Raw genomic sequence first — 22465 nt, forward strand, 5'->3', positions numbered from 1 at the left:
CAGCTTTGATATGGTATCGGTACGCAGTGCTCTGTGAGTAGAGCCAGTTGACGAGTGACTATGGAGCCACATGGCCGTAGTGAGGGCTTATCAATGGAGCCAGCTGCACTAAAGCGTGATCCTCGTCACGAATAGGGCTTTGTTAGGCGTTGCTGAAATTTGCTTAGTTTGTGTTGTTAGGGGTTGATTGCGGTCTGTTCACAGCTAGATTGAGCGGTGGTAACGCGGAAATAACGGGCAGATTCATATTGCTTGGCGATCTGCACTGATAGGTGTCACCTTAGTGATAGTTGGTATCTCAGCTGGCACTTAAGCTGCTAAGATAACGATAATTAGCCACGCTTTAGTGGGAGGCAAGATGCACATAGAACCTTATTCAAAAGGCTGCGGAGCCCTAATCTCAAACATTGACTTGGCCTGCATCTCGGCAGACGAAGCTGCACAACTAAAACAGCTTTTAGCTGAGCACGGCGTTCTATTCTTTCGCGACCAGATAGTCTCCGAGGCTGCACACATTCAGCTTGCCGAGGCATTAGGTGAGATCGTAAACAATAAGTTCTTTAAACCGGTTTCTGGGTTTCCAAGTATTGCCGAAGTCCGTAAAGAGGCGAACCAAGAGATGAACATTGGCGGTGGTTGGCATACGGATCACTCCTACGACGATGAGCCTGCGTTAGGTTCTATTTTGGTGGCAAGAACGCTTCCTTCAAGCGGTGGTAATACTCGTTTTGCTCATCTAGGAAGAGCCTGTGCCGACCTATCGGATGGTCTTCGTCAGACGTTAGCGAAATTGGTAGCCGTTCACTCAAATGAACATATCTATGGACCAAATGGATTTTATAGTCAGACCGATTTAGCCGAGGTGTTGAGTGGTTCAACGGAGGTAGGATCTGCCCAGCATCCGGTGATAATTCGCCACCCGGTTTCGGGAGAGGAAGTACTTTATGTTAATCCAGGGCATGTACTAGGGTTTGTTGGCTGGAATAAAGCTGAAGCCTTTGCGCTGCTGGACTATCTCTATCAGTTTGTAGATCAACCCGCTTATACCTGCTCATTTAAATGGGAACCGGGGTCCATTGCTATCTGGGATAACCGGATGACTTGGCATTTTGCCGATAATGACTATCAAGGGGAGCGCAGACTGATGCATCGAATCACCTTGGCGGGAGCGCCGTTGGAGGCCGTGAAATGATGACCGAGACCGAGCGAACGCTGCGTATTGAGCTGGCCGCTTGCTACCGAATTTTTGCTTATTTGGGCTGGGACGAGCTGATTTACAACCATATTACCGTCAAGCTACCCGATACCCCGAACCACTTTTTGATTAACCCCTATGGCTTACACTACAGTGAGATCACGGCATCGTCGTTGTTAAAAGTGGATATCATGGGTAATAAGATTGACGAAAGTGAATACGATGCCAACCCCGCGGGCATGGTGATTCATAGTGCGATTCACGCAGTTCGTCCAGACCTCCACTGCATCACGCATCTTCATACCAATGAAGGACTTGCCGTGGCCTGCTCACGAACGGGCCTTCGCCATGACAATTTCTACTCTGTCATGCTTTATAACCGAGTTGCCTACCACGATTTTGAGGGGCTTACCGTTAATGATGGGGAGAAACAGCGTCTTGTTCAAAGTTTGGGCCAGCACTCTCAGTTGATTCTTCGTAATCACGGGCTGCTAAGTGGCGGCGCAACAATTGAGGAGGCTTTCATCGCTACCTGGACCCTACAGCGAGCCTGTGAAATCCAAGTGGCTTGTGACGCAACAGGACAGGCGATTATCCCAATCAGTGATGAAATTGGCGAGAAAACGGAGCAGCTGCTAGCAAAGCAAATTGGCGCTGCTGGGCTGGGACAAAGAGAGTATGCGGCAATGCGCAGATTGGTTGAGCAGCATAACCCCGGCTTTGAGGACCTTTGAGTCTTCGACGATACACAAGGTTTAAAAAAGTTCTCTGGAGCTCGTAAAGTACTCGGTGTCTCTTTAAGTGCTAGGGCTCTATATAGGTGTTCTCGCTGGTTAGACGTTACCCTCTGCGCGGAGTACAATGACGTTTTTTCCTAGGCGAATTCTATGCAAGAGCGACTATACAAACAGATCCATGGTTATGCAGTACAACTCATGGCCGCAGCAGACGATGGCAATGAAGAGTTGTTCGGGCGCTTGTTCGCTCAGCTAGAAGCACTTTGCGAAGGCCATAGAGACTCAGATAATGATCATCCCGCACAGTGGGAGGCGCTTGCCGACTTTACGGAAGATGCTGAGCTCGCCTTAGCGCGCTACCAGCACGCCTTAGAGGTTGCTACGCGCCTTGAAACACGCGATTACATCTCTTCCATTAATTATAATTGGGCGGTGCTATTACGTGAAATGGGGCGTGAAGACGAGGCGGTTGAGCGCTGTAAATCGGCGGCAGTTAGTGCGAAAGGAAGCTCTGATAAGCAGCTCAATGCCGATATCCGTGCGTTTCTAAAGTAACTACCCAATGTTAAGACTGTCCAATAATGTTGAAATTCCCCGTGCCGAGCTGGAGTTTAATGCCATGCGCGCACAGGGAGCTGGTGGACAGAATGTCAACAAATTGAATTCTGCTATTCACCTTCGCTTTGACATCAAAGCCTCATCGCTTCCTGAATTTCATAAACAACGCTTACTGAAATTGCGCGATAGCCGTATCAGTAAAGAAGGTGTAATTATCATCAAAGCGCAGCAGCATCGTACCCAGGAAAAGAATCGTGAAGATGCGTTGGTTCGATTGCGGGAGTTGATTCTGGAAGCCATCAAGGTGGTGCCGGCTAGAAAGCCCACTAAACCTACGAGGTCATCGCAGCGAAAGCGTTTGGACAGTAAAACCAAACACGCATCAACTAAGCGAATGCGTGGACGAGTGGATAGCCAAACTTAACCAACTGAATGGGCTTCGGTCGCCGAAGACAAGATTTCCGCTGGGATGACAGCGGGCTTTCGGTTAATTCAGTTTTGCAGCATTGTGGATGCTCGGTATACTTAAATTTTTCTAAACCCGTTGGATGAAATATGACCAGTGCGCTGTCAATTAAGCAATTAACAAAGACTTACGAAAACGGCTTCGAAGCCCTCAAGGGAATCGATTTTGAAGTAAAGCAGGGTGATTTCTTCGCGCTCTTAGGTCCAAATGGAGCGGGCAAATCTACCACCATCGGCGTGTTGAGTTCCCTTGTACGCAAGTCCACGGGAACGGTCTCTATCATGGGTGTTGATATTGATGATGACTTCGCCAAAGCCAAGCAGTTTCTGGGTGTAGTGCCTCAGGAATTCAATTTTAACGTCTTCGAAAAGGTCTATAACATTCTTATCACACAAGCTGGTTTCTATGGAATCAGTGAGGCTGATGCAAAACCTCGAGCAGAAAAGTATCTAAAGGAATTGGGCCTCTGGGACAAGCGAGATGATGTTGCTAGAAATCTATCGGGTGGTATGAAGCGCCGATTGATGATTGCCCGTGCGCTGATTCATGAGCCGCGTATTCTAATTCTTGATGAGCCAACGGCAGGTGTTGATATTGAGCTGCGCCGGAGTATGTGGGCGTTTCTTCAGAAGGTTAATGCGGAAGGTGTGACGATCATCTTAACCACCCATTATCTTGAAGAGGCCGAGAGCCTTTGCCGCAACGTAGCAATTATTGATCGGGGCGTCATTGTTGAGAATACAACCGTTAAATCGTTGCTGGGGCGTCTTCAAATGGAGACGTTTGTTTTTGATCTAGCGAGTGAGGCTGAGCATCGTCCAGCGGTAGAGGGCTATACACTTCGTTGGACAGATGATTCATCCTTTGAGGTGGATGTGGATAAGTCGCAGGGCCTGAGTAAGCTATTCGGCGAGATCTCCAAACTAAACTTGGATGTATCGTCAATGCGTAACAAAGCAAATCGTCTAGAAGAACTCTTTATTAGCCTTACTGGAGAATCGAAGTAATGAATTCACGGGAATTATGGATTGCCTACCTCACTATTGTTAGGAAAGAAGTTCGCCGATTTATCCGTATTTGGCCGCAAACGATTCTGCCTCCAGCCGTGACTACTGGACTCTACTTCGTGATATTTGGTGCTTTGATTGGCCAGCGAATTGGACCGATGGGTGGTTTTAGCTACATGGAGTTTGTAGCGCCGGGACTTATCATGATGACCATTATCACCAATTCCTACTCAAACGTTGCTTCAAGCTTCTTTAGTGCCAAGTTTCAGAATTCGGTGGAGGAACTACTCGTTTCGCCAACGCCTAATTGGGTCATTCTCGCCGGTTGGGTCTCTGGAGGCGTAGCTCGAGGGCTCTGTGTGGCGGCGGTTGTCACGGTACTCACGCTTATCTTCACGGACTTATCGGTTACTCATCTAGGCCTTACGTGCCTGGTGATTCTTAATACTGCGATTCTCTTCGCAACAGCGGGCTTTATTAATGCTGTGTATGCCCGAACCTTCGATGATATCTCCATTATACCCACTTTCGTGTTGACTCCATTGACCTATCTAGGCGGGATTTTCTACTCCATTAGCCTACTCCCTGCATTCTGGCAGAGCGCGAGTATGGCTAATCCAATTTTTTACATGGTTAATGCATTCCGATACGGAGTGCTTGGGGAAAGTGATGTATCACCGATGATCGCCATCGTGATGACCTTAGGGTTAACGGCTATCTTGGTCTGGGCAGCGTTGCGCTTGCTAAACAGCAGCAGAATGAGGGCTTAACCCTATGTCAGAGATTAATAAGATCCATGAGCAGATTCCGCTAGGAAAGAGTACTGAGTACCAATCTAGCTATAACCCGGAACTACTCGCGCCCATTCCGCGTGAGCTCTCTCGGAGGAATCTGGAAGCTTGTCAGCGCGAAATGTTCGGTGAAGATCTCTGGACGGCCTATGAAATGTCATGGCTCAAGCCTGGCGGCGTGCCAGTAGTGGCGGTAATGCGTTGTTATGTCCCGAGTACTAGTTCGCACATCATTGAGTCGAAGAGTTTTAAACTCTACCTCAACTCCTATAACGGATCTGAATTTGAATCCTTTGGTGAGGTTGAAGGGCGTTTAGTCGCTGACCTCAGCGCCGCGGCCGGAGATACGGTTCACGTTGTCTTGGAGTCTTTAGCTTTAGCTGATAGTTCGCTGCAAGTGGGTACGTTAACTGACGTTCAGTGCGTAGACGATTTGCCTATCACCGTATCTCAGTATGAGCCTGATGCAAGTTTACTAGCGGTGGAGCAGGGCACAAACGTTGAAGAAGCGCTTTGTTCTCACTTGCTGAAGAGTAACTGCCCGGTCACCAGCCAACCAGACTGGGCCAGCGTAATTATTCGTTACAAGGGTAAAAAGATTGTTCCAGAAAGTTTCTTGGCTTATGTTATTTCATTTCGAGAACATCAGGATTTTCACGAGCATTGCGTAGAACGCATTTACGTGGACTTGATGAATCGCTTTAACTTTGACTACCTGGATGTGGTGGCAAGATATACTAGGCGCGGCGGACTGGATATTAACCCATTTCGCTCAAGTCGCGCGGACGCGCCTCGGATTGAAACGCGACTGGTACGTCAGTAAGCGCTTTTCTTCAAACAATCTACTAGCGGCCTGAGCAGCTTAGCCTTTGTGTCTAAGGTGCTCGGCGGCTGACTCCAACGCTTTGAGGGCTTCAGCACGGTCTTTAGGTTTTAATTCGTCCAGATCCATATGTAAACTAAAACCGTCTGCATATTGTTCAATAAATGACTTATTGCCACCCAAATTCTTACGCCAGTCCATCGCCTCATAAACTGTAACAGCCTGACTGAAGCCTTTCACTTCAATCTGTCCAACCTTGCGACACATAATACGATCTTTAATGAGCGCATAGGTGGTGTGGCTGACCAGAATCTGTCCTGGCTGAGCTGCGGCTTCTAGCCGTGAGGCCAAGTTCACCTCAGTTCCTAAAACCGTGTAGTCCATACGAGACTCGGTACCGAAGTTGCCGACTGTGCAGTAACCGGTGTTGATGCCTATTCGCATTTCAAGTGGCTTGGACACGCCCTGTAAACGCCATTGCTTCTGAAGTTTTCTTAAGTGCTTACGCATGGCAATTGCCATCCCCACCGCCTTCATCGCATCCATTTTAGCGCCATCGGATTCTGGGTCACCAAAGAAAACCATGACGGCATCGCCTATGAATTTATCAATGGTCCCTTCGTAGCGTTGTGCGATTTGACTCATTTCGGTGAGATAGGTATTAAGCAGTTCGGTCAGTGGTTCGGCTTCTAATTCTTCAGCCAAGGTACTGAATTCTTTAAGGTCAGAAAAGAATACGGTGAGTTTTTTCCGCTGCGTCCCCAAGCGCACATCGCGCCCCGACATGATTTGCTGGTGGATTTGCGGAGAGATGTATTTACTCAGTTTGTAATTGTTTCGCTGTAGGGCGATATGCTCTTCCTTAAATACCTTACTGTTTTCCCGTTCGCGGCGCACGGCATCATGCATAAAAAGACCGTAAATACAGAAATAACTGGTGATACCAATGAGCGCCGCTTTACTGATAGCTAAATCATTCGTGAAGGTTAGCACTGGCTCGTGAAACAATGTCATGGTGGCAATGCCGGCAACAAAGGCAATGTTGTCGTTGCGCCACTTGATACCACCACCGGCAACTAAGGCATTAAATTGCACCAGTGCGACAAACATGATGGTTGGTAAAAGGCTGAAATCAATTAAGGTCAACGCGCCGCCAATTAGCGCAGCGTCGGCAGCGTTAAACCATTGAACGCTATTTTTAAGCTGTGTTTCAAATGCTTTGGTTACTTGGTAGCTAATGCCAGGGTAGACCAGCATAAATAGGGCATAGCCATATATAGTCCAGTTCAAACTATCTGCAGCGGTAGTGTAGAGTGTTGCTGCCGCAGCAATACAGCTTAGTGTGCGGAACAAGTATTGATTCCGAGCGGTCGAATCGGGTGACACTGACCCTTCGTTCTCGCGTTTATTTAGCATTAGCTTGATAGTTATCCATATTATGGTTATGTCAGTAACAGTTGCTCAGGCAAAAAGATTAACGCTTTTTGTTGGGAGCTACAAGCTGACGAAGCCACCCAAAGAGTGAATTTGCTCCCATCACGTAGCGGTCCAGTTCCTTAGCGGTTGCCTCAAAATGCTGAGCATCTGTAAACATCGCTTCTCTCTTTAGCATTCTTCGCTTGGGAATTAAGTGTTTTACAATTTTAGCAGGTACGCCAGCTACCACCACATTTTGCGGCACATCACTGGTGACCACGGCTCCGGCACCTACTACCGAGTTGTTACCAATACTGACGCCCTTGGTGACAATTGCTCTCTCCCCAATCCACACATTGTCACCCAGCGTGACCGCCGCGGTCGCGTTGCCGAACGGTCTGAGGCGGTTATAGAGGCCGTGCCAGTCAGAATCTGAAATGGATGCTTCCGCCGCTAGCATGCAGTTGTCACCGATGACAACGGAATCCGCAGCCTGAATTTTCACCCCTGGGGAAATGAGACAGTAGTTGCCGATGCGAATTGTGGCAGGCCCCGAAGCATTTGGCCAAGCAATTAAGCGCACATTTCGATCTGGATCGCAGGCCATGTGGAGGCAATCGCCAATATGGATCCCGGCACCAAACAACCGGAGATGTCGTGGTCCAACAATGTGGGGGTAGTTGCCGAGACTCTCTAACTCTGGTGCAATAAAATGTTGCACGTAGCGTTTATTTAATTTGAGCTGAAAGTGTTTAAGCCACGCGGGCCGATGATCCTTGCGCACAGGTAATTCCCAACTATCACGTTAACGACAAGTATCACAGTATAAGGCAACTAGGTGAAGTCATTAATTGTTGCGCTGGGCGCTTAGGCGTAGAATATAGCTAATTTCTCTATTTGGACGGAATCAATGTCATCACTTCAATTCCTTAGTCAGCGAGTTAGCTTTCCAAAGGTTGAGGCGCCCGGCCCCAGCACTGAGCAGCTAGTAAAGCTTTTCGAGGCGGCGGGCAGAGCCCCCGATCACATGCAGCTAAAACCTTGGCGTTTTATGGTGATACAGGGTGAGGCACGAGCGGAATTCGGCAAGCTCATGGTTCGCGCGAAAGAAGCCACTGCTGAGATTGATGAGACCAAAAGAGCGCGCCTTTACAACAACGCATTCCGTGCGCCAACCATTATCATTGCCATCACCGTGTTTAAACCTCATGAAAAGGTTCCTGAGGTTGAACAGGTACTCTCTACCGGCGCGGCGGTGCAAAATATGCTTTTGGCTGCAGAAATGATGGGGCTAGGGGGAATGTGGCGAACAGGCAATATGATGTTCGAACCAACAATGCGCGAAGGTTTAGCTGTTGCCGACAACGAGACCATAGCAGGCGCGATCTATCTTGGTACCCCCGTGGGAAAGCGAAAGTCGATTAAAGCCCTCGACCTGGATAAGTTCGTCAGTTATTGGCGTGGATAGTGGCGCTTAGTAGATAAACGTCACCAGCTAACGTAAATCCAAGCTTTGCACTACTTTCTTACTTGCAATATGTAGGGCTCCCCAGTATCATCTGCGCCCGTTGTTTGCTGAAGTATATCTCGGTAAATAATTGTTGGAGAGATGGCCGAGTGGTCGAAGGCGCACGCCTGGAAAGTGTGTATACGGAAACGTATCGAGGGTTCGAATCCCTCTCTCTCCGCCATACTTTATACCTCCCTCATTTTACCCTCTGATAACAAGCTTATAGCAGTCTCATAACAAAGTTATAGCCGCTTAAAACCTACTTATAGCCGTCTTAATACATTAGATAGTCCTGTGAATTAGTACTCGTTCGCGCAGCGACTGCTTTCACTCGTTAGTCATGTGGATAGGCTGCCGTACCCCAAAAGTAAACGTCAGCAGGTTGGGGCCAAGTTAGCCCGAAAGATGATCCAAACCTCCTCCAAGTCGCTATAAGAGCTAATTACAGGCTGACCGCTGGCGTAGTTTCCCGGCGTTCGCCGAGCCACTGTCCTTGCGATAGCGAAGGGTCATTGGCGATACCTTTCTCAAACTAGCAGGGCAATGGACAGCATCATTGACTGCGTCTCTAGGGGTTGTAAATGCTTAAAGTAGCGATTGTTGGCGCTGGCCTGGCCGGGCTCACTGCGGCCTCACAGTTGCAAGGGGTAGCTGAAGTGACTGTTTTCGATAAGGCGCGAGGGGTAGGGGGGCGCCAAACGGCTCGACGGACCTCTCCTTTCATTTTTGACCATGGTGCGCAGTACTTCACCGCTAGGACGAATGAATTTAGAAAATTTATCTCACCCTATTTAGCCAACGGTACGATTGCTCGGTGGAATGCTCGCTATCAAAAACTGGCTGGCAGCGAAGTTGTTACCGTGTCCGACTGGGCGTTGGATGAGCCGCGCTATGTCGGCGTTGGCGGAATGAACCAGCTCTGTAAGCAACTGGCGGCAGATATGAACGTGGTGTTGGAGACCCGTATCGAATCGCTTCGTCAGAATCAGCAAAAGAAATGGCAGCTAGGTGATCAGAATGGTCAACAATACGGTGATTTCGATTGGGTGATTGTCACGGCACCAGCGCCACAGTCTGCGGCGCTGTTACCTAACTCATTTAAATTCATGCCGACTATTCAAACCATTAAAATGCTTGGCTGCATCTCCGTAATGTTGGGCTTTGAAAGCCCTATCTCGCTTCCTTTTGACGCGGCGCATGTCAGCGACTCAGATGTGAATTGGATTGCCGTGAATAGCACTAAGCCAGGGCGTACTGAGCCATTTTCTTTGGTCATTCATTCCAGCGAAGCATTTGCGGAAGCCAATTTCGAAGACCCCAATGGTGCAGCGGAGCACCTTATAGCCGAGGCGGCTCGGGTTACCGGGCAGAACTTAAGCGAAGCAACGCTAAAGATTGTCCAGAGCTGGCGCTTCGCCAATAACACAGAGCATCATTTTAACCATGACCCTTTTATTGATCCCGGCTTAAAGCTAGCAGCCTGTGGAGATTGGTGCGAAGGAGGTCGTGTTGAGGGAGCATTTATCGCTGCAAATAAGCTTGTAGGCAAGATTAAGGAGGTCATGGCATGAAGCGTAAGCGTGTCGATGTGGAAAATTTATCAGCATCGTTGATGAGCGAAGTGGTTGAAATGGCGTGGTGCGATAAAACCTCGTTTGATGATATTAAGTCTCAGTTGGACCTATCCGAACAAGCAACAATAAGGGTGATGAGGCGACATTTAAAACCCTCAAGCTTTAAGCTCTGGCGTCGAAGAGTCTCAGGGCGGGTAGCCAAGCACCGGCAGTTGCGCCAAAACGCCTAAGTACTAATCCATTGATCCAAAGTGCTATAGATTTCGAACAGCTTGTGGAACCCCTCTAATCGCCGACGTTGGTGCTAGAGTTTCAGAGGGAGATATTCGAATAGCACACCACTCCATCAGAGGTGGTTTTGAGAGGTAATGATGATAGCGAAATGGACTGGTAGCTTAATTGGCCTAGCGTTCTTGGGCCTAACAGCAGCGGAGAGTGCCATGGCTGATGTGGAAATACCTCGCTACGAGGTGTTGAGTACTGCAGGCAACATTGAGATTCGTGAATATCAACCCATGATTATTGCCGAAGTTCACATGAAAGGTGAGCGTCGAGATGCCATGGGGGATGGTTTCAGTCTGCTTGCGGACTATATATTTGGTAACAACACGGTGCAGCAAGAAATCGCTATGACCGCTCCCGTGCAACAAAAACAGAGTGCGGAAATTGCAATGACAGCGCCTGTCCAACAGCAAATGGATGATGAGGGTTGGCAGGTCAGTTTTGTCATGCCGTCCGAGTACACGATGGATACGCTTCCCCAGCCCGTCAATGAGCGTGTTGAAATAAGACAAGTTGCTGCTAAACAATTTGTTGCGATTGAATTTTCCGGCAGGAATACCAGTTCGAATATACGCGAGCACCAGGCTGAGCTGATGGCTTATATTGAAGCAAACGAGTTAGTGGTCGTTGGATCGCCCGTTTACGCATTCTATGATGCACCGTGGATATTACCATTCTTTCGCCGGAATGAAGTCATGATGGAACTCTCCACGACGGTTGAGTAGAAAGTTGAATTTGGCACCTTGAGCTACTAGCGGCTGTATAGTAGATGGATGATTCAGCCGCCAAAAGGCTAGCTTCGGTGAGATTATTTTCTTTAGGATACTTGAATTATGGAGGTGTTCGCGAAATATAATTCGATCAATTTTTTACCTCAATGTAGCAATGATTAAATACGGTTAACTTCTTTAAGGGCTCAGTTTAAGCCGCCTTTAGAAAGGTTGAAGGAACTGCTGTCTAGGAAATCACTTACGAAGTGATCAATATTCGCCGCATTACCACGGATTTTATTTCTCTTTGTTGTGCTTACAATTACCGCCAATCAAATCATGATTTCGCATAGCAACATTACAAGGATTTTACCGTGAATAGCCACGCCGAAGCTTCACCCGCCAAGTATATTTACCTCCTCACGCCAATCGAAGACAAATATGTGTGTAAGGTTGAAATTTCGTCACTTAAACCGAGCGAACGCCGACAGCTATTGGCCGACGAAATGGTTAATGGTATGGCCATTGAGATATTCGACTTCTTTGTGGTTGAACAATGCGAATTACTGTTTGCTAAGGTGCAATCTACACTTGCCTACAGTCGGGTAATGCCAGCTGAAGGATGGTACTCAGCGGATGCGCGACGGGCGAGAAATACAATTATGCGTTTAATCACTGAGGTCGATCTAGATATCGCTCCTCTAGCGCAAAAATCTGGCACTAGCTTTAATCGTAGCTGTATTAAAGAGTCAATTTCTCCTGCGCGAGTTCATGGTCGTCATACTCCTATTGGAATCCTCCTAGGGCTGCTCATGTCGGCGCTGAGCGTAGCGTTCGCCGTTAGCTAATCAACGCTTCAACGCTTCAACGCTCGCGGTATTGTGGTTTCGCGCAGTAGTGATCAACCTCTCGGTTTGTTAAGCTCAGAAGATGAAGATTATTCCTACTCGTTGGGCAGTCAAAATGACTAGGCCAAAGCGGCCGCTAAAGCTAGTGCTATCGGTCATCGTGCAGCTAGTCATTTTTATCACCGTATTACTCGCTTTCGAGCGATGGCTTTTATCTACAAATGAAAAGCCAAGGCTTAGCGCTGCTCAGTTGGCTCCAATTACCGCACAACTTTCTCCTGATGAATTCAGTCGCTTCGCTAGCGGCGAGCCTTTGCTTGTCTATGTGTGGGCTACTTGGTGTTCAATTTGTAGCGTGAGTTCGGCTAATGTCAGTGATTATGGTGCTGATCATCTCTCTGCAACCGTGGCGGTACAATCGGGTACTGACCTCGAGATTCGGCAGTTTATTCAAGATAGAGGTTATCAATTTCAAGCCTATAACGACCGGGCAGGGCACTGGTTTAACTCAGTAGGGGCAAGCGTCACACCAACTTACTTGTGGATAAGCTTGTCTGGGGAAATTCTCCATCTCAGCAGGGGGTACACTTCGTCAGTAGGTCTCACCGGCAGGCGGCTGATATTAGCCGACCAAAATACAGATTAATCATTCAATAACGCTGCATTTTTTGTGATAATAGATCCGCCTCATCAACCTCATTCTGCAAGATAAAGAGAATAAAATGTCAGTGAAAGATAAGCTTAATGCCATTACTTCGGGGCAAGCAAGTGCCGAAGAATCCGCAGCCATTGCCGCTGAGGCTAAAGCGCGGATTGTTTATCTAGAGGATACGGTGCGTCAGCTACAGCGTGATGCTCATATGGCTATTCATATCAAGTTATGCGCTGACGCACTATCGGACGCGTAGGTAATAGGAAGGTGCCTAACTAACTTCGGCTAAGGCCTTAATTTTCCCAACAATGGCCCGTAAACCATTCCCTCGAGTAGGCGAAAGGTGGTTCTCCAAGTCGATCTCTGCGAAGTACCCATCAATATCAAAGCTGGTAATCTGAGCGGCCGTTTTTTCATCGAAAGCGGCTAGTACAAGCGCTAGGAGTCCGCGAACAATGATCGCGTCACTATCTACGCTAAAGCGAAACACGCCATTCTGGCGCTCGGAGTGCAGCCAGACACTCGATTGGCAGCCCTTTACTAGGTTCTCATCTAGACGATAGGCGTCGTCGAATTCAGGAAGTTCTTTGCCTAAATCGATAATATATTTATAGCGTTCTTCCCAGTCATCGAAGAACTCTAGATCGTCAATGATCTCATCAGTGGTTAAATTCATTAGAAAAAGAGTCCTGCCTCAAGTTGTGCTTCTTCGCTCATCATCTCTCTTGTCCAAGGTGGATCGAACACAAGATTAACCTTTACACTACTCACATTAGGAACTTTTGCCACGCGATACTCAACGTCACCAACGAGCACAGGTCCCATGCCGCAGCCCGGAGCAGTAAGTGTCATGTCAATAAGCACACTATTATCGCTATTGTTGATGGCAACGTTATAAATAAGGCCTAGCTCAACCAATGAAATTGGTATCTCAGGGTCGAAGATTGAATCGAGCGCTTGCCAAACCTGGTCGTTATCAACGTGGGATCCGTCGTGTGGTGCAAAGCTGATCACATCAACTGTCTGGCCAATAGCGTCAGCATCCGTCCCGTCAATACGATACATATTCCCTAGGTAAGTGACGGTAAAGTTACCTCCTAAGCTCTGATTGATCGTGATAAATTGACCGGCAGGAATCATTGCACTTTCGCCCGTTGGTACTCGGCGAGCAGGGCATTCTTTAATTGTTGTGACCATCTTTTGCTGCATAAAATAACGGGCTCTTAACTCACCGAGAAACTTTCGCCACAGCCGCATTCGCCAGTGACATTAGGGTTTATGTATTTGATAACTCGATTTAAGCCAAGTTGTTCCACGTCAATAATCGTGCCTTTGAGCATCGCAAGGGAGCCCGTATCGACGGCAATTTTAAGCCCGTTACCAGCGCTTACCATCACATCACTGTTAGCAACTTCGTCGACAAAATCTAAGGTGTATGCGTATCCGCTGCAGCCCGCAGGCTTGGTGCTGAAACGTACCGATTTAGTGGGTTGTTTCGCAGCGGCGGCGCTGAGGAAATCTACCGCAGCGTCGGTGACGGATATTAATTCTTTAGTTGGGTCAAAAGCAGTGGTCATTGGTCTACTCCAGCATCATCTTGGCTTTTTCAATGCCAGTAAAAAGCAGATCGATTTCATCTACGGTGTTATATATTGAGAAGGACGCGCGTGCAGATCCACTCAGCCCAAAACGCTCCATAAGTGGCTCGGCACAATGATTACCTGTGCGAATCGCAATGCCTTGGCGGTCTAACAGAAAACCTACGTCAGCGGCGTGCCCTTGAGATAGCACAAAGCTTAACACGCCAATACGCTTTTCTGCGGTGCCAATTTGTCGTAAACCGCTAACTTGCGCCGCACGTTCATCGGCATAGCGAATCAGTGTTTGCTCGTGAGCCCGCAAACCTTCGAGGTCCTGTTGGCTCAACCAGTTGATAGCGGTACCTAAGGCAATTGCTCCGGCAATATTCGGTGTACCGGCCTCCAGGCGCGATGGCAAAATATTCCATTCGGCTGATTGGTAGGTGACTGAACTAATCATCTCACCCCCGGTTTGCCAGACTGGCCAGTCTGCTAGCACTGACTCACGTCCCCACAAAACTCCAACGCCAGTTGGTCCAAAGACCTTATGACCAGAGAAGGCATAGAAATCGCAGCCAAGCGCTTGAACGTCTACATCGCCGTGAGCGATTCCTTGAGCGCCATCAATCATGAACAGCGCACTAGGATTAACGGATTTAAGCATCTCGCCAATCTTGTGTACGGGGTTGATAGTACCCAGTGCATTAGAGATGTGGGCCACGCTCAATATGGCGGTGTTGCTATCGATTAATTCGGCGAGTGCCGTCATATCGATATCGCCGGCGTCGTTAATTGGGGCAATTCGCAGCTCGGCACCACTGCGGTGACAGGCCTGCTGCCATGGAACCAAGTTGGCGTGGTGCTCCATTGCTGAGACCACAACATTATGCCGAGGTGCTAGGCGGTCGGCGATGCCGCGAGCAATGATGTTGATTCCTTCGGTGGTGCCACTGGTCCAAATTATTTCGCATTCGCGCGCTGCGTTAATGAACCTAGCAACCTGACCGCGTGCCGTTTCATAGGCGCGAGTCGCTTCATCTGCTAGGCAGTGCGCGCCTCGATGGACGTTCGAATTCATCGACGTGTAGTAGTTAGTTAGACTATCAATCACACACTGAGGCTTCTGGGTTGTGGCCGCATTGTCGAGGTATACCAAAGGCTTGCCGTGAACTTCGCGCTGAAGAAGGGGGAATTCACGGCGAATTGCATCAACATTAAACACAAGCGTCTCCTAAATCTGCTTCATTTGAGCGAAGCGTTGGCGAAGTTGCGGGCGTAACCATTCGGCAATGGCCTCGTGTTGCATCTGATCGACGAGCTCATTGATAAAACCGAAATTTAACATGACCTGCGCATCTTGGCGTGAAATACCGCGCGAGGTGAGGTAGTACATCGATTTTTCGTCGAGTTCTGCCACCGTAGCTCCGTGCGCACAGCGAACGTCGTCCGCGTAGATCTCAAGTTCTGGTTTGGTATTAAGCTCGGCATTACGAGACATCAACAAGTTTCGATTGTTCAATTCAGCCAGTGTCTTCTGGGCGTCACGGTGAATATGAATACGGCCGTTAAAGGTCGCTTTCGAATGGTCGGCGACAATACCACGAACATTCTCTTCAGTCGTACCGTTAGGCTTTGCATGCTCTATGGTGGTGTGAAGGTCGAAATGTTCCTTACCGTCCAGCAGGAAGATGGCATTGAGATTAGCCTGTGCATGCTCGCCGGCGTGCTCGACATCAATATCTAAACGGCTTAACTTCGAACCAAAGCCGACAATGTGGCTGTCGAGCTGCGAGTGACTCGCTAAACGGATATGGCTGCCGCCAATACTGTAGTGCTGATCACCCTGCAGTTGAAACCTGTAGTGATTAAGGTGGGCGGAATCAGCAACTTCATACTCACAAAAAAGTGAGCTGAGCCCTTTACTATTTCCGTCAAGTTGCTCAATTACCGTACACTTCGCATTAGCGCCCAGTTCAGTCGTCACGCGAGCGAACTGTTCAGAATCCGTTTGCGCCGCCATGACGATTCTAATGGGTTGCTCAATTTGACAGGAGTCTGCCACGTTAATACTCAGTGACTGCTGACTACGGGTGTCATTAATTAAACCGAAGAGATGGTGGTCTGGCTTGGTCAGTACGCGATCAACCGCAACCAGCTCTATGGTTAGGCCACTAACCAAGGTGCTAGGAAGTAGCCATTGCTGACCATCAAAGATGATATCGATGGTGGCAATGTCCGCGAAAACAGGATTGGTTAGCTGCGCGCTAGGCGCGGCGAACTGTTCAGCCGCTAAACCGAATAGACTGGTATAGCGCCAAGCTTCGGTTTTACGAGTAGGCCAAGCGGTTCCTTCCAGCACTTTGAGCTGTTGTTCTTGGAATAAAGTCAACGGGCCATGTTTTGCCGCGTCTTGGGTGCGATCAAACCAGTGGCTCATGCCGATTTTTCCTCTAACCATGCGTAACCGTGTTTCTCAAGCTCAAGGGCGAGTTCAGGACCGCCTGATTTGACGATTTTTCCGTCAGCTAATACGTGGACGAAATCTGGTTTGATAAAGTCCAAGAGGCGCTGATAGTGAGTGACCACTACGAATGAACGTTCCGGGCTGCGCTGGCTGTTAACGCCTTTTGCGACAACTTGAAGTGCGTCGATATCAAGACCTGAGTCGGTCTCATCAAGAATGCACATTGCAGGCTTAAGCATCATCATTTGCATGATTTCGTTTCGCTTCTTCTCGCCGCCAGAAAAACCTTCGTTTACGCCACGCTTTAGGAATGCGATAGGCAGGTCGACTTCTTTACAGACTTCCTTGGCGGTCTTAAGCAGTTCCTTCGAAGAGAGCGGTTCTAAGCCATTCGCAGCACGATTGGCGTCAACGGCGGCCTTGAGGAACTCGAGGTTGCTAACACCCGGAATTTCAACCGGGTATTGAAAGGCTAGGAAGAGCCCCGCATGAGCGCGTTCTTCGGCCTCTAAATCCAGTAAGTCCTTGCCATTTAACGTAGCACTTCCGGACTCTACCTCGTAGCCGTCACGACCAGATAGGACGTATCCTAAGGTAGATTTACCGGCGCCGTTTGGCCCCATAATGGCGTGAACCTCACCCGGCTTAACCTCAAGATTAAGTCCTTTAAGGATGGTTTTTTCTTCTACGCGTGCGTGTAAATTTTTGATAGATAACATGTCTTTTCCTAAACGCTTAACCGACCGAGCCTTCAAGGCTGATTTCAAGTAATTTGCCCGCCTCGACGGCAAACTCCATAGGTAATTCTTTGAATACTTCTTTGCAGAAACCGTTGACGATCATAGAGACCGCCTTCTCTGGATCTAATCCCCGTTGCTGACAGAGGAACATCTGGTCGTCGGAGACTTTCGAGGTGGTTGCCTCATGCTCAACAATGGCCGTTGGGTTCTTCGTTTCAACATAGGGAAAGGTGTGTGCGCCACACTGATCACCAATTAGAAGCGAGTCACATTGTGTAAAGTTTCGTGCTCCATCGGCGCGCGGACCCATTCTCACTAAACCCCGGTAACTGTTGTTTGACTTGCCAGCTGAGATTCCCTTGGAAATGATGGTCGACTTAGTATTTTTACCAAGATGAATCATCTTAGTGCCGGTATCGGCTTGCTGGCGACCACGTGTGAGCGCCACTGAGTAAAATTCACCCACGCTATTGTCACCACGAAGGATACAACTCGGGTATTTCCAAGTGACGGCCGAACCTGTTTCCACCTGAGTCCAAGATACTTTGGCATTGGTGTGGGCAACAGCGCGTTTGGTCACAAAATTGTAGATGCCGCCGCGACCCTCTTCGTCGCCAGGGTACCAATTTTGCACGGTAGAGTACTTAATCTCAGCATCATCCAGCGCAATGAGTTCAACAACCGCCGCGTGAAGCTGATTTTCATCACGCTGTGGCGCTGTGCAACCCTCAAGGTAACTGACATGACTACCTTCATCGGCAATGATCAATGTGCGCTCGAATTGTCCCGTGTTTTGTTCATTAATTCGAAAATAGGTAGAGAGCTCCATTGGGCAACGAACACCTTTTGGAATATAGACAAAACTACCGTCGGTGAAGACAGCGCAATTAAGCGCTGCGTAGTAGTTGTCTTTCTTCGGCACTACGCTGCCAATGTACTGTTTAACAAGCTCGGGGTATTTTTGTAGTGCTTCGGAAATAGAGCAAAATATAACGCCCGCTTCATAGAGCTTTTCTTTAAAGGTGGTTACTACGGAGACGGAGTCAAATACGACGTCCATCGCCACACCCGCAAGCATTTTTTGCTCTTCGAGTGGGATACCCAACTTTTCGTAGGTACGCAGGAGTTCTGGATCAACTTCATCCAAACTTTGTGGCTTGTCAGCCATGCTCTTGGGCGCCGAGTAGTAGGCAATTTTTTGAAAATCAATTTTTGGATACTCAACGTGAGCCCAGTCTGGCTCTTCCATTTTGCACCAGTCGCGATACGCATCCAAACGCCACTCAAGCATCCACTCAGGTTCATTCTTCATCGCACTAATTCGACGAATAACGTCCTCGTTCAAGCCGGGCTCAAAGGTTTCCGTTTCTACATCAGTAACAAAGCCAGCTTCGTACTCACGTTGGATAGCTTGATCTATTTGTTCAGTCATAATAAGTCTCTAAAATTCAGAAGCCGCGTACTCTGCGGCAGCACAGGCTACTTTCTACCTAGATGGCAGTTAGGGGAATCTTTCCGCTAGCCTGTAATTGCTGTTGTTGAACCGAAATTCTACGGATTTCCTCACGCTCGATGAGTGCAGCAAGTGAAATGCTCTTTAGGAAATCACGAATTTGTACGCTCAGGTCCATCCAAAGATGATGTGTTAAGCACATGCTGCCCTCGTGGCAATTTCCACGACCGTTACAGTTGGTCGCATCAATACTCTCGTCAACGGCGTCGACAATATCGGCAATATTGATATCGTTAGTGTCTACCGCCAAACGGTATCCACCGCCTGGGCCGCGCACAGAGGTCACTAAACCACGCCGGCGTAGTTTAGAGAATAATTGCTCAAGATAGGATAAGGAGATCTCTTGACGTGTTGAAATATCCGCCAGGCTAATCGTGCCATTACTTTGATTAATTGCGAGGTCTAGTAACGCCGTAACGGCATAGCGACCTTTGGTAGTTAAACGCATGAAATATACCTCTTGTACTGCCGCGCATTATAAATAACCTAGTATTCTAGTCAAGATTAAACTGCTGGGTAATTTCCGAGGCATTAAGGTTGGTTTTGCGCAGTGTGTATCAACCGTAAAGCTAGTTTGACTGTAAACCAATAAAGAGGCGGGCTAGTCGTTTCCTTAGCAACGAAACGACTAGCTGAGTAGGGTTGGATAGTTACTAATTCTTGGGGGCTGTAGCCGTGTCACAGTAGAGTGCGATAACAACTTTACAACATAAGCCAACGCTAATTAGTGTTGCGACAATAGCCGCGCCGGATGGAAGATCGAGGAGTAGCGAAATGAGCAGGCCTAAGAAGTAGCCGAGTACGCCAATGATTACAGCAGTGGCGGTGCGGTACTTGGTTAGCGCGCTCGTGGCGACAGCCGGGACGATTAAGCTAGTGAAGACGAGGTAGACACCCACTAACTGAACGCTAAGCGTGATTGCTACCGCGAAGCTGAGGTAGAAGATGGTTGCATTACGTTGGGGTGGAAACCAAATCCACAGACTGATAAGTGCCAGAGATACGATTGCCGGTACCAAGAGGTCATGCCAGTCCGTCCAGAGGATCTGCCCAGCCAGCATGGATTGAAGCAGTTCGTCGCCATGCGGAGAGTCCGCGAGAACTAGCACTCCGCAGACTGCCGCAAGTACGTACAGTAAGCCGATAAAAGCTTCCAGCTCATGCCGCACTAGTTTTTCAAGTTGGCTAATGAGTAGCGCTCCCCCCAGGGCGAAGGCAATGGGAAGTAACCAATGCCAGTGCTCAGAGGTCCATTCGTTGTGATGGAGTTCGGCCATAATTGCGCCAAGCGCAGCGATTTGTGCAATAGCAAGGTCAATGAAGATAATATTGCGCTTTAGAACCTGCTTGCCGAGAGGGATATGCGTGCCTAGAACAATAAGGCCGGCGACGAGCGCCGGCAGTAGGATATTGATCAGGTCGCTATTAATCATTATGAATTCGCTCTAGTTCATCAATTAGCGCCTCATACACATCGAAGAGACTAGGATGAGCATCGCTGGCTGTATAGGCTAGCTGAACTTGTTCTACGTTGGTACGCTCGCTCAGCCACTGTGCGCCACGACCATCTTGGTAGCCAGTATAGACAATGGCTGCCACCTGTTCATTGCGACTTAATTCAATGAGTGACGCTAAGTGAGCGGGTGTGGGCGGAAGGCCAGGCTGGGGTTCTAGATCGCCGATTTGCTGCATCGATAACCAGTCAAACAAGTAGCGAAAGCTGGAGTGATAGGCGATGTAGTTACTGCCCTTCAGAATCTCTGCGCGAGCTTCCCATTCGCTGGTTGCCGCCGTCCACCTAGTAAGAAAGTTGTTCAGGTTTTGCTCGTAAGTAGCTTGATTCGCGCTGTCGATGAGGCTTAGTCGCTTGGTCAATTCTTCGGCTACCAGCTCGACTCGGGAGGGAGAGAGGTGGAAGTGAGGATTCCCCGCGGCATGGACGTCGCCCATTGAACGATCAACGCGCTCAAGCTGGTCGAGTGTCTCTACCGCTTCGGCAGCAAAGAACATTCCAGGTTGGCCTGTTCTCAGCTCGCGATTATTCGCCTTCATCTGAAGCATCGGCAACCAACCAACTTCTAACTCAGCGCCCGAGCAAATGGCTAAGTCTGCACGACGGAATTGAGCGATGAGGCTGGGCCTCGCTTGGACGTGATGAGGGTCTTGGTGCGAAGTGGTTGCGGCGTAGATGTTTGCATCGGGCGCAATTTCTGCCGCGAGCGCCTTCCACTCAGGCTCACACGCGAAGATGTTGAGTGCTTGAGAGGTGGCAGACGCTGCTAGCAGCGTCGCCCCCAATGTAATTTTCTTAATAAGCGTGAGCACCGTGCGCTCCTATTGCGGTGTTAAAGCCAATGCCGACAATAGTATTACTGGTCGACGACTCTCCAGAAATTTCTTCCTTAGTAGCGAATAGGCGAATCACCGAGAAGTGCGATGGATGCCAACCAATGGAAAGGCTCGTGTTGGTGGTTTCTTCGGCTTCGAACTCTGCAACGGTTGTGCCGTCCGCTTCCGTATGAAATTCGTGGAAGTTCCAGCCTTTGAATTTGCCGTACCTAGAAGCCACTGACCAATTCGGATTGATTTGATAAACTCCTGCAACATACCAGCCAATATTCTGCTCGTTGAGGTCAACTTCCTCGTACAGGTCGTCAGCGATGAGGAGTTCAGCGCTTAAAGAAAGGCTTTGATACTTATAGTTACCATTAGGAGCCCACTTGTAAGTGGCATCAAAGATTGCCATATTCTTGCCGCCGTATGCGGGACCGTGGCCGTGATCGTGCTCGCCGTGGTCATCGTGCATGTCATGGTCGTCGTGCATGTCATGGTCGTCGTGCATGTCATGGTCGTCGTGGTGCTCTTCCGGGTGAAGCTGGCCGCTTTCATTGCGGAGGTAGGCGGCACCAAGCTGCCAGCTACTGGAGTTGCCAATGTCGCCGCCGAGTTTTGCGTAAAGCGTTGTGACGCCAATACTACTGTCAGTTGCTTCAGCTTCTTCGAGGGCAAGCGCGTCACCGGCAAATACTTCAGCACCTAAGGCAATGTAGGTCTCGGTTGGCGCAACCCAATTTAGGCGAATACCGTCGTCGGCATAATGTGAGCCCAACATAGCGCGGTAGGCTATTGGACGTTCACTAAACGCATCCGTATGTAAATGTTGGTTATTAAGGTATCCGATATCAGAAAGCATACGTCCTGCTCGAATACCAAAGCCTCCCGGCAATGCCGTGGTTTGGATAAATGCTTCTTCCATCTCAAGTTCAATTTCGCCGTCATGCGAAGCGACGACCAACGTCATTTTGCCGTAGAAGCTATCATCGATTGGTGCTGACAGAGCGATCTCTGAGTGGCCTAAATTGAAGCCGTCTTCACGTAATCCTTCGCTGAGCTCGTCCTCTTGGAAATAGCCATCGATGACGGCGGAGAGGTTGACGTCGGATTGAGCTAGTACTGGGGTTGAAGCCACTGACGCCAAGGCGAGTACAGAGCTAATAGAAGCGGTTTTCGAGATGTTAGAGGTTTTAGTTTTCATTTAAAGTCGTCCATAAAGCTGCAAGGGTTTACCCCAGCAGGCATTGCTATTAGATTTTGTTTGA

27 protein-coding genes and 1 tRNA gene are annotated in these 22465 nt (G+C 48.8%); 15 read left to right on the top strand and 13 right to left on the bottom strand.

Going from position 1 to position 22465, the window contains the following annotated elements:
- The first annotated feature begins 358 nt into the window (after positions 1-358).
- The 7 genes from DFR27_RS10365 (at position 359) to queF (ending at position 5577) form a co-directional block, all read left to right on the top strand.
- Positions 359-1192 (top strand): TauD/TfdA dioxygenase family protein, encoded by an 834-nt coding sequence (locus DFR27_RS10365; protein WP_121877396.1) that lies wholly within the window; start codon positions 359-361, stop codon positions 1190-1192.
- Entirely contained in the window at positions 1189-1929 is a 741-nt protein-coding gene (locus DFR27_RS10370) for a class II aldolase/adducin family protein (protein WP_211327623.1), read from the top strand. The genes DFR27_RS10365 and DFR27_RS10370 overlap by 4 nt, the downstream gene beginning before the upstream one ends.
- Before the next feature lie 153 nt (positions 1930-2082).
- The gene (locus DFR27_RS10375; protein WP_121877397.1) at positions 2083-2487 is read left to right on the top strand and encodes a tetratricopeptide repeat protein; all 405 of its coding nucleotides are present in this window, start codon (positions 2083-2085) and stop codon (positions 2485-2487) included.
- Between the two features lie 7 nt (positions 2488-2494).
- Positions 2495-2914, top strand: a complete 420-nt coding sequence (gene arfB / locus DFR27_RS10380) for an alternative ribosome rescue aminoacyl-tRNA hydrolase ArfB (protein ID WP_121877398.1) — start codon at positions 2495-2497, stop codon at positions 2912-2914.
- A 131-nt stretch (positions 2915-3045) separates the two neighbouring features.
- Positions 3046-3963, top strand: a complete 918-nt coding sequence (locus DFR27_RS10385; RefSeq protein WP_121877399.1) for an ABC transporter ATP-binding protein — start codon at positions 3046-3048, stop codon at positions 3961-3963.
- Positions 3963-4733, top strand: a complete 771-nt coding sequence (locus DFR27_RS10390) for an ABC transporter permease (protein WP_121877400.1) — start codon at positions 3963-3965, stop codon at positions 4731-4733. Before DFR27_RS10385 ends, DFR27_RS10390 begins: the two co-directional genes overlap by 1 nt.
- A 4-nt stretch (positions 4734-4737) precedes the next feature.
- On the top strand, positions 4738-5577 hold the full coding sequence (gene queF, locus DFR27_RS10395) for an NADPH-dependent 7-cyano-7-deazaguanine reductase QueF (RefSeq protein ID WP_121877401.1): 840 nt from the start codon (positions 4738-4740) through the stop codon (positions 5575-5577).
- Positions 5578-5616: 39 nt separating this feature from the next.
- On the opposite strand, the gene DFR27_RS10400 is transcribed toward queF, so the two are convergent.
- Together DFR27_RS10400 and DFR27_RS10405 are read right to left on the bottom strand one after the other, a co-directional pair.
- Positions 5617-6993 (bottom strand): adenylate/guanylate cyclase domain-containing protein, encoded by a 1377-nt coding sequence (locus DFR27_RS10400; RefSeq protein ID WP_121877402.1) that lies wholly within the window; start codon positions 6991-6993, stop codon positions 5617-5619.
- Positions 6994-7051: 58 nt separating this feature from the next.
- Entirely contained in the window at positions 7052-7714 is a 663-nt protein-coding gene (locus tag DFR27_RS10405; protein WP_245962654.1) for an acyltransferase, read from the bottom strand.
- Between the two features lie 189 nt (positions 7715-7903).
- Here DFR27_RS10405 and DFR27_RS10410 point away from each other — a divergent pair, with 189 nt between their 5' ends.
- From DFR27_RS10410 to DFR27_RS10445, 8 genes are all read left to right on the top strand, one after another.
- Positions 7904-8461: a nitroreductase family protein gene (locus tag DFR27_RS10410; protein WP_121877404.1), complete on the top strand. Its 558-nt coding sequence runs from the start codon at positions 7904-7906 to the stop codon at positions 8459-8461.
- 135 nt (positions 8462-8596) lie between these two features.
- Positions 8597-8684: transfer RNA gene (locus DFR27_RS10415), tRNA-Ser, on the top strand.
- 400 nt (positions 8685-9084) lie between these two features.
- Positions 9085-10074 (top strand): NAD(P)/FAD-dependent oxidoreductase, encoded by a 990-nt coding sequence (locus DFR27_RS10420; protein ID WP_121877405.1) that lies wholly within the window; start codon positions 9085-9087, stop codon positions 10072-10074.
- Positions 10071-10307: a TIGR03643 family protein gene (locus DFR27_RS10425; RefSeq protein ID WP_245962655.1), complete on the top strand. Its 237-nt coding sequence runs from the start codon at positions 10071-10073 to the stop codon at positions 10305-10307. Before DFR27_RS10420 ends, DFR27_RS10425 begins: the two co-directional genes overlap by 4 nt.
- A gap of 138 nt (positions 10308-10445) precedes the next feature.
- Positions 10446-11084 (top strand): SOUL family heme-binding protein, encoded by a 639-nt coding sequence (locus tag DFR27_RS10430; RefSeq protein WP_211327624.1) that lies wholly within the window; start codon positions 10446-10448, stop codon positions 11082-11084.
- A gap of 359 nt (positions 11085-11443) precedes the next feature.
- On the top strand, positions 11444-11917 hold the full coding sequence (locus DFR27_RS10435; protein ID WP_121877407.1) for a hypothetical protein: 474 nt from the start codon (positions 11444-11446) through the stop codon (positions 11915-11917).
- A 115-nt stretch (positions 11918-12032) separates the two neighbouring features.
- Positions 12033-12563 carry a redoxin family protein gene (locus tag DFR27_RS10440; RefSeq protein ID WP_170150842.1) on the top strand — a complete coding sequence of 177 codons (531 nt, stop codon included), beginning with the start codon at positions 12033-12035 and terminating at the stop codon, positions 12561-12563.
- Positions 12564-12639: 76 nt separating this feature from the next.
- Entirely contained in the window at positions 12640-12825 is a 186-nt protein-coding gene (locus DFR27_RS10445; RefSeq protein WP_121877409.1) for a hypothetical protein, read from the top strand.
- A 15-nt stretch (positions 12826-12840) separates the two neighbouring features.
- On the opposite strand, the gene DFR27_RS10450 is transcribed toward DFR27_RS10445, so the two are convergent.
- From DFR27_RS10450 to DFR27_RS10500, 11 genes are all read right to left on the bottom strand, one after another.
- On the bottom strand, positions 12841-13245 hold the full coding sequence (locus DFR27_RS10450; RefSeq protein WP_121877410.1) for a SufE family protein: 405 nt from the start codon (positions 13243-13245) through the stop codon (positions 12841-12843).
- On the bottom strand, positions 13245-13778 hold the full coding sequence (gene sufT, locus DFR27_RS10455) for a putative Fe-S cluster assembly protein SufT (RefSeq protein WP_121877411.1): 534 nt from the start codon (positions 13776-13778) through the stop codon (positions 13245-13247). The genes DFR27_RS10450 and sufT overlap by 1 nt, the downstream gene beginning before the upstream one ends.
- 14 nt (positions 13779-13792) lie before the next feature.
- The gene (locus DFR27_RS10460; RefSeq protein ID WP_121877412.1) at positions 13793-14146 is read right to left on the bottom strand and encodes a HesB/IscA family protein; all 354 of its coding nucleotides are present in this window, start codon (positions 14144-14146) and stop codon (positions 13793-13795) included.
- 4 nt (positions 14147-14150) lie between these two features.
- Positions 14151-15371, bottom strand: coding sequence for an aminotransferase class V-fold PLP-dependent enzyme (locus tag DFR27_RS10465; RefSeq protein ID WP_121877413.1), 1221 nt, complete (start codon positions 15369-15371; stop codon positions 14151-14153).
- 9 nt (positions 15372-15380) lie between these two features.
- Positions 15381-16586: a Fe-S cluster assembly protein SufD gene (sufD, locus tag DFR27_RS10470; protein ID WP_121877414.1), complete on the bottom strand. Its 1206-nt coding sequence runs from the start codon at positions 16584-16586 to the stop codon at positions 15381-15383.
- Positions 16583-17332, bottom strand: coding sequence for a Fe-S cluster assembly ATPase SufC (gene sufC / locus DFR27_RS10475; protein WP_121877415.1), 750 nt, complete (start codon positions 17330-17332; stop codon positions 16583-16585). The genes sufD and sufC overlap by 4 nt, the downstream gene beginning before the upstream one ends.
- Before the next feature lie 16 nt (positions 17333-17348).
- On the bottom strand, positions 17349-18785 hold the full coding sequence (gene sufB, locus DFR27_RS10480) for a Fe-S cluster assembly protein SufB (protein WP_121877416.1): 1437 nt from the start codon (positions 18783-18785) through the stop codon (positions 17349-17351).
- A gap of 58 nt (positions 18786-18843) precedes the next feature.
- Positions 18844-19314: a Fe-S cluster assembly transcriptional regulator IscR gene (gene iscR / locus DFR27_RS10485; protein WP_121877417.1), complete on the bottom strand. Its 471-nt coding sequence runs from the start codon at positions 19312-19314 to the stop codon at positions 18844-18846.
- 205 nt (positions 19315-19519) lie between these two features.
- Positions 19520-20299 carry a metal ABC transporter permease gene (locus tag DFR27_RS10490; RefSeq protein ID WP_121877418.1) on the bottom strand — a complete coding sequence of 260 codons (780 nt, stop codon included), beginning with the start codon at positions 20297-20299 and terminating at the stop codon, positions 19520-19522.
- Positions 20292-21191: a metal ABC transporter solute-binding protein, Zn/Mn family gene (locus DFR27_RS10495; protein WP_121877419.1), complete on the bottom strand. Its 900-nt coding sequence runs from the start codon at positions 21189-21191 to the stop codon at positions 20292-20294. Before DFR27_RS10495 ends, DFR27_RS10490 begins: the two co-directional genes overlap by 8 nt.
- Positions 21175-22401, bottom strand: coding sequence for a hypothetical protein (locus DFR27_RS10500; RefSeq protein WP_121877420.1), 1227 nt, complete (start codon positions 22399-22401; stop codon positions 21175-21177). Before DFR27_RS10500 ends, DFR27_RS10495 begins: the two co-directional genes overlap by 17 nt.
- Between the last annotated feature and the right edge of the window lie 64 nt (positions 22402-22465).

Source organism: Umboniibacter marinipuniceus (assembly GCF_003688415.1).
Classification (GTDB): domain Bacteria; phylum Pseudomonadota; class Gammaproteobacteria; order Pseudomonadales; family DSM-25080; genus Umboniibacter; species Umboniibacter marinipuniceus.

Coding starts and splice junctions, on each gene's coding strand:
- DFR27_RS10430 (WP_211327624.1), top strand. CDS start 10,446: ATGATGATAGCGAAATGGACTGGTAGCTTAATTGGCCTAGCGTTCTTG.
- DFR27_RS10420 (WP_121877405.1), top strand. CDS start 9,085: ATGCTTAAAGTAGCGATTGTTGGCGCTGGCCTGGCCGGGCTCACTGCG.
- DFR27_RS10490 (WP_121877418.1), bottom strand. CDS start 20,299: ATGATTAATAGCGACCTGATCAATATCCTACTGCCGGCGCTCGTCGCC.
- DFR27_RS10410 (WP_121877404.1), top strand. CDS start 7,904: ATGTCATCACTTCAATTCCTTAGTCAGCGAGTTAGCTTTCCAAAGGTT.
- DFR27_RS10460 (WP_121877412.1), bottom strand. CDS start 14,146: ATGACCACTGCTTTTGACCCAACTAAAGAATTAATATCCGTCACCGAC.
- queF (WP_121877401.1), top strand. CDS start 4,738: ATGTCAGAGATTAATAAGATCCATGAGCAGATTCCGCTAGGAAAGAGT.
- DFR27_RS10425 (WP_245962655.1), top strand. CDS start 10,071: ATGAAGCGTAAGCGTGTCGATGTGGAAAATTTATCAGCATCGTTGATG.
- DFR27_RS10400 (WP_121877402.1), bottom strand. CDS start 6,993: ATGCTAAATAAACGCGAGAACGAAGGGTCAGTGTCACCCGATTCGACC.
- DFR27_RS10370 (WP_211327623.1), top strand. CDS start 1,189: ATGATGACCGAGACCGAGCGAACGCTGCGTATTGAGCTGGCCGCTTGC.
- sufT (WP_121877411.1), bottom strand. CDS start 13,778: ATGCAGCAAAAGATGGTCACAACAATTAAAGAATGCCCTGCTCGCCGA.
- arfB (WP_121877398.1), top strand. CDS start 2,495: ATGTTAAGACTGTCCAATAATGTTGAAATTCCCCGTGCCGAGCTGGAG.
- DFR27_RS10450 (WP_121877410.1), bottom strand. CDS start 13,245: ATGAATTTAACCACTGATGAGATCATTGACGATCTAGAGTTCTTCGAT.
- DFR27_RS10390 (WP_121877400.1), top strand. CDS start 3,963: ATGAATTCACGGGAATTATGGATTGCCTACCTCACTATTGTTAGGAAA.
- sufC (WP_121877415.1), bottom strand. CDS start 17,332: ATGTTATCTATCAAAAATTTACACGCACGCGTAGAAGAAAAAACCATC.
- DFR27_RS10385 (WP_121877399.1), top strand. CDS start 3,046: ATGACCAGTGCGCTGTCAATTAAGCAATTAACAAAGACTTACGAAAAC.
- DFR27_RS10375 (WP_121877397.1), top strand. CDS start 2,083: ATGCAAGAGCGACTATACAAACAGATCCATGGTTATGCAGTACAACTC.
- DFR27_RS10440 (WP_170150842.1), top strand. CDS start 12,033: ATGACTAGGCCAAAGCGGCCGCTAAAGCTAGTGCTATCGGTCATCGTG.
- iscR (WP_121877417.1), bottom strand. CDS start 19,314: ATGCGTTTAACTACCAAAGGTCGCTATGCCGTTACGGCGTTACTAGAC.
- sufD (WP_121877414.1), bottom strand. CDS start 16,586: ATGAGCCACTGGTTTGATCGCACCCAAGACGCGGCAAAACATGGCCCG.
- DFR27_RS10500 (WP_121877420.1), bottom strand. CDS start 22,401: ATGAAAACTAAAACCTCTAACATCTCGAAAACCGCTTCTATTAGCTCT.
- sufB (WP_121877416.1), bottom strand. CDS start 18,785: ATGACTGAACAAATAGATCAAGCTATCCAACGTGAGTACGAAGCTGGC.
- DFR27_RS10445 (WP_121877409.1), top strand. CDS start 12,640: ATGTCAGTGAAAGATAAGCTTAATGCCATTACTTCGGGGCAAGCAAGT.
- DFR27_RS10365 (WP_121877396.1), top strand. CDS start 359: ATGCACATAGAACCTTATTCAAAAGGCTGCGGAGCCCTAATCTCAAAC.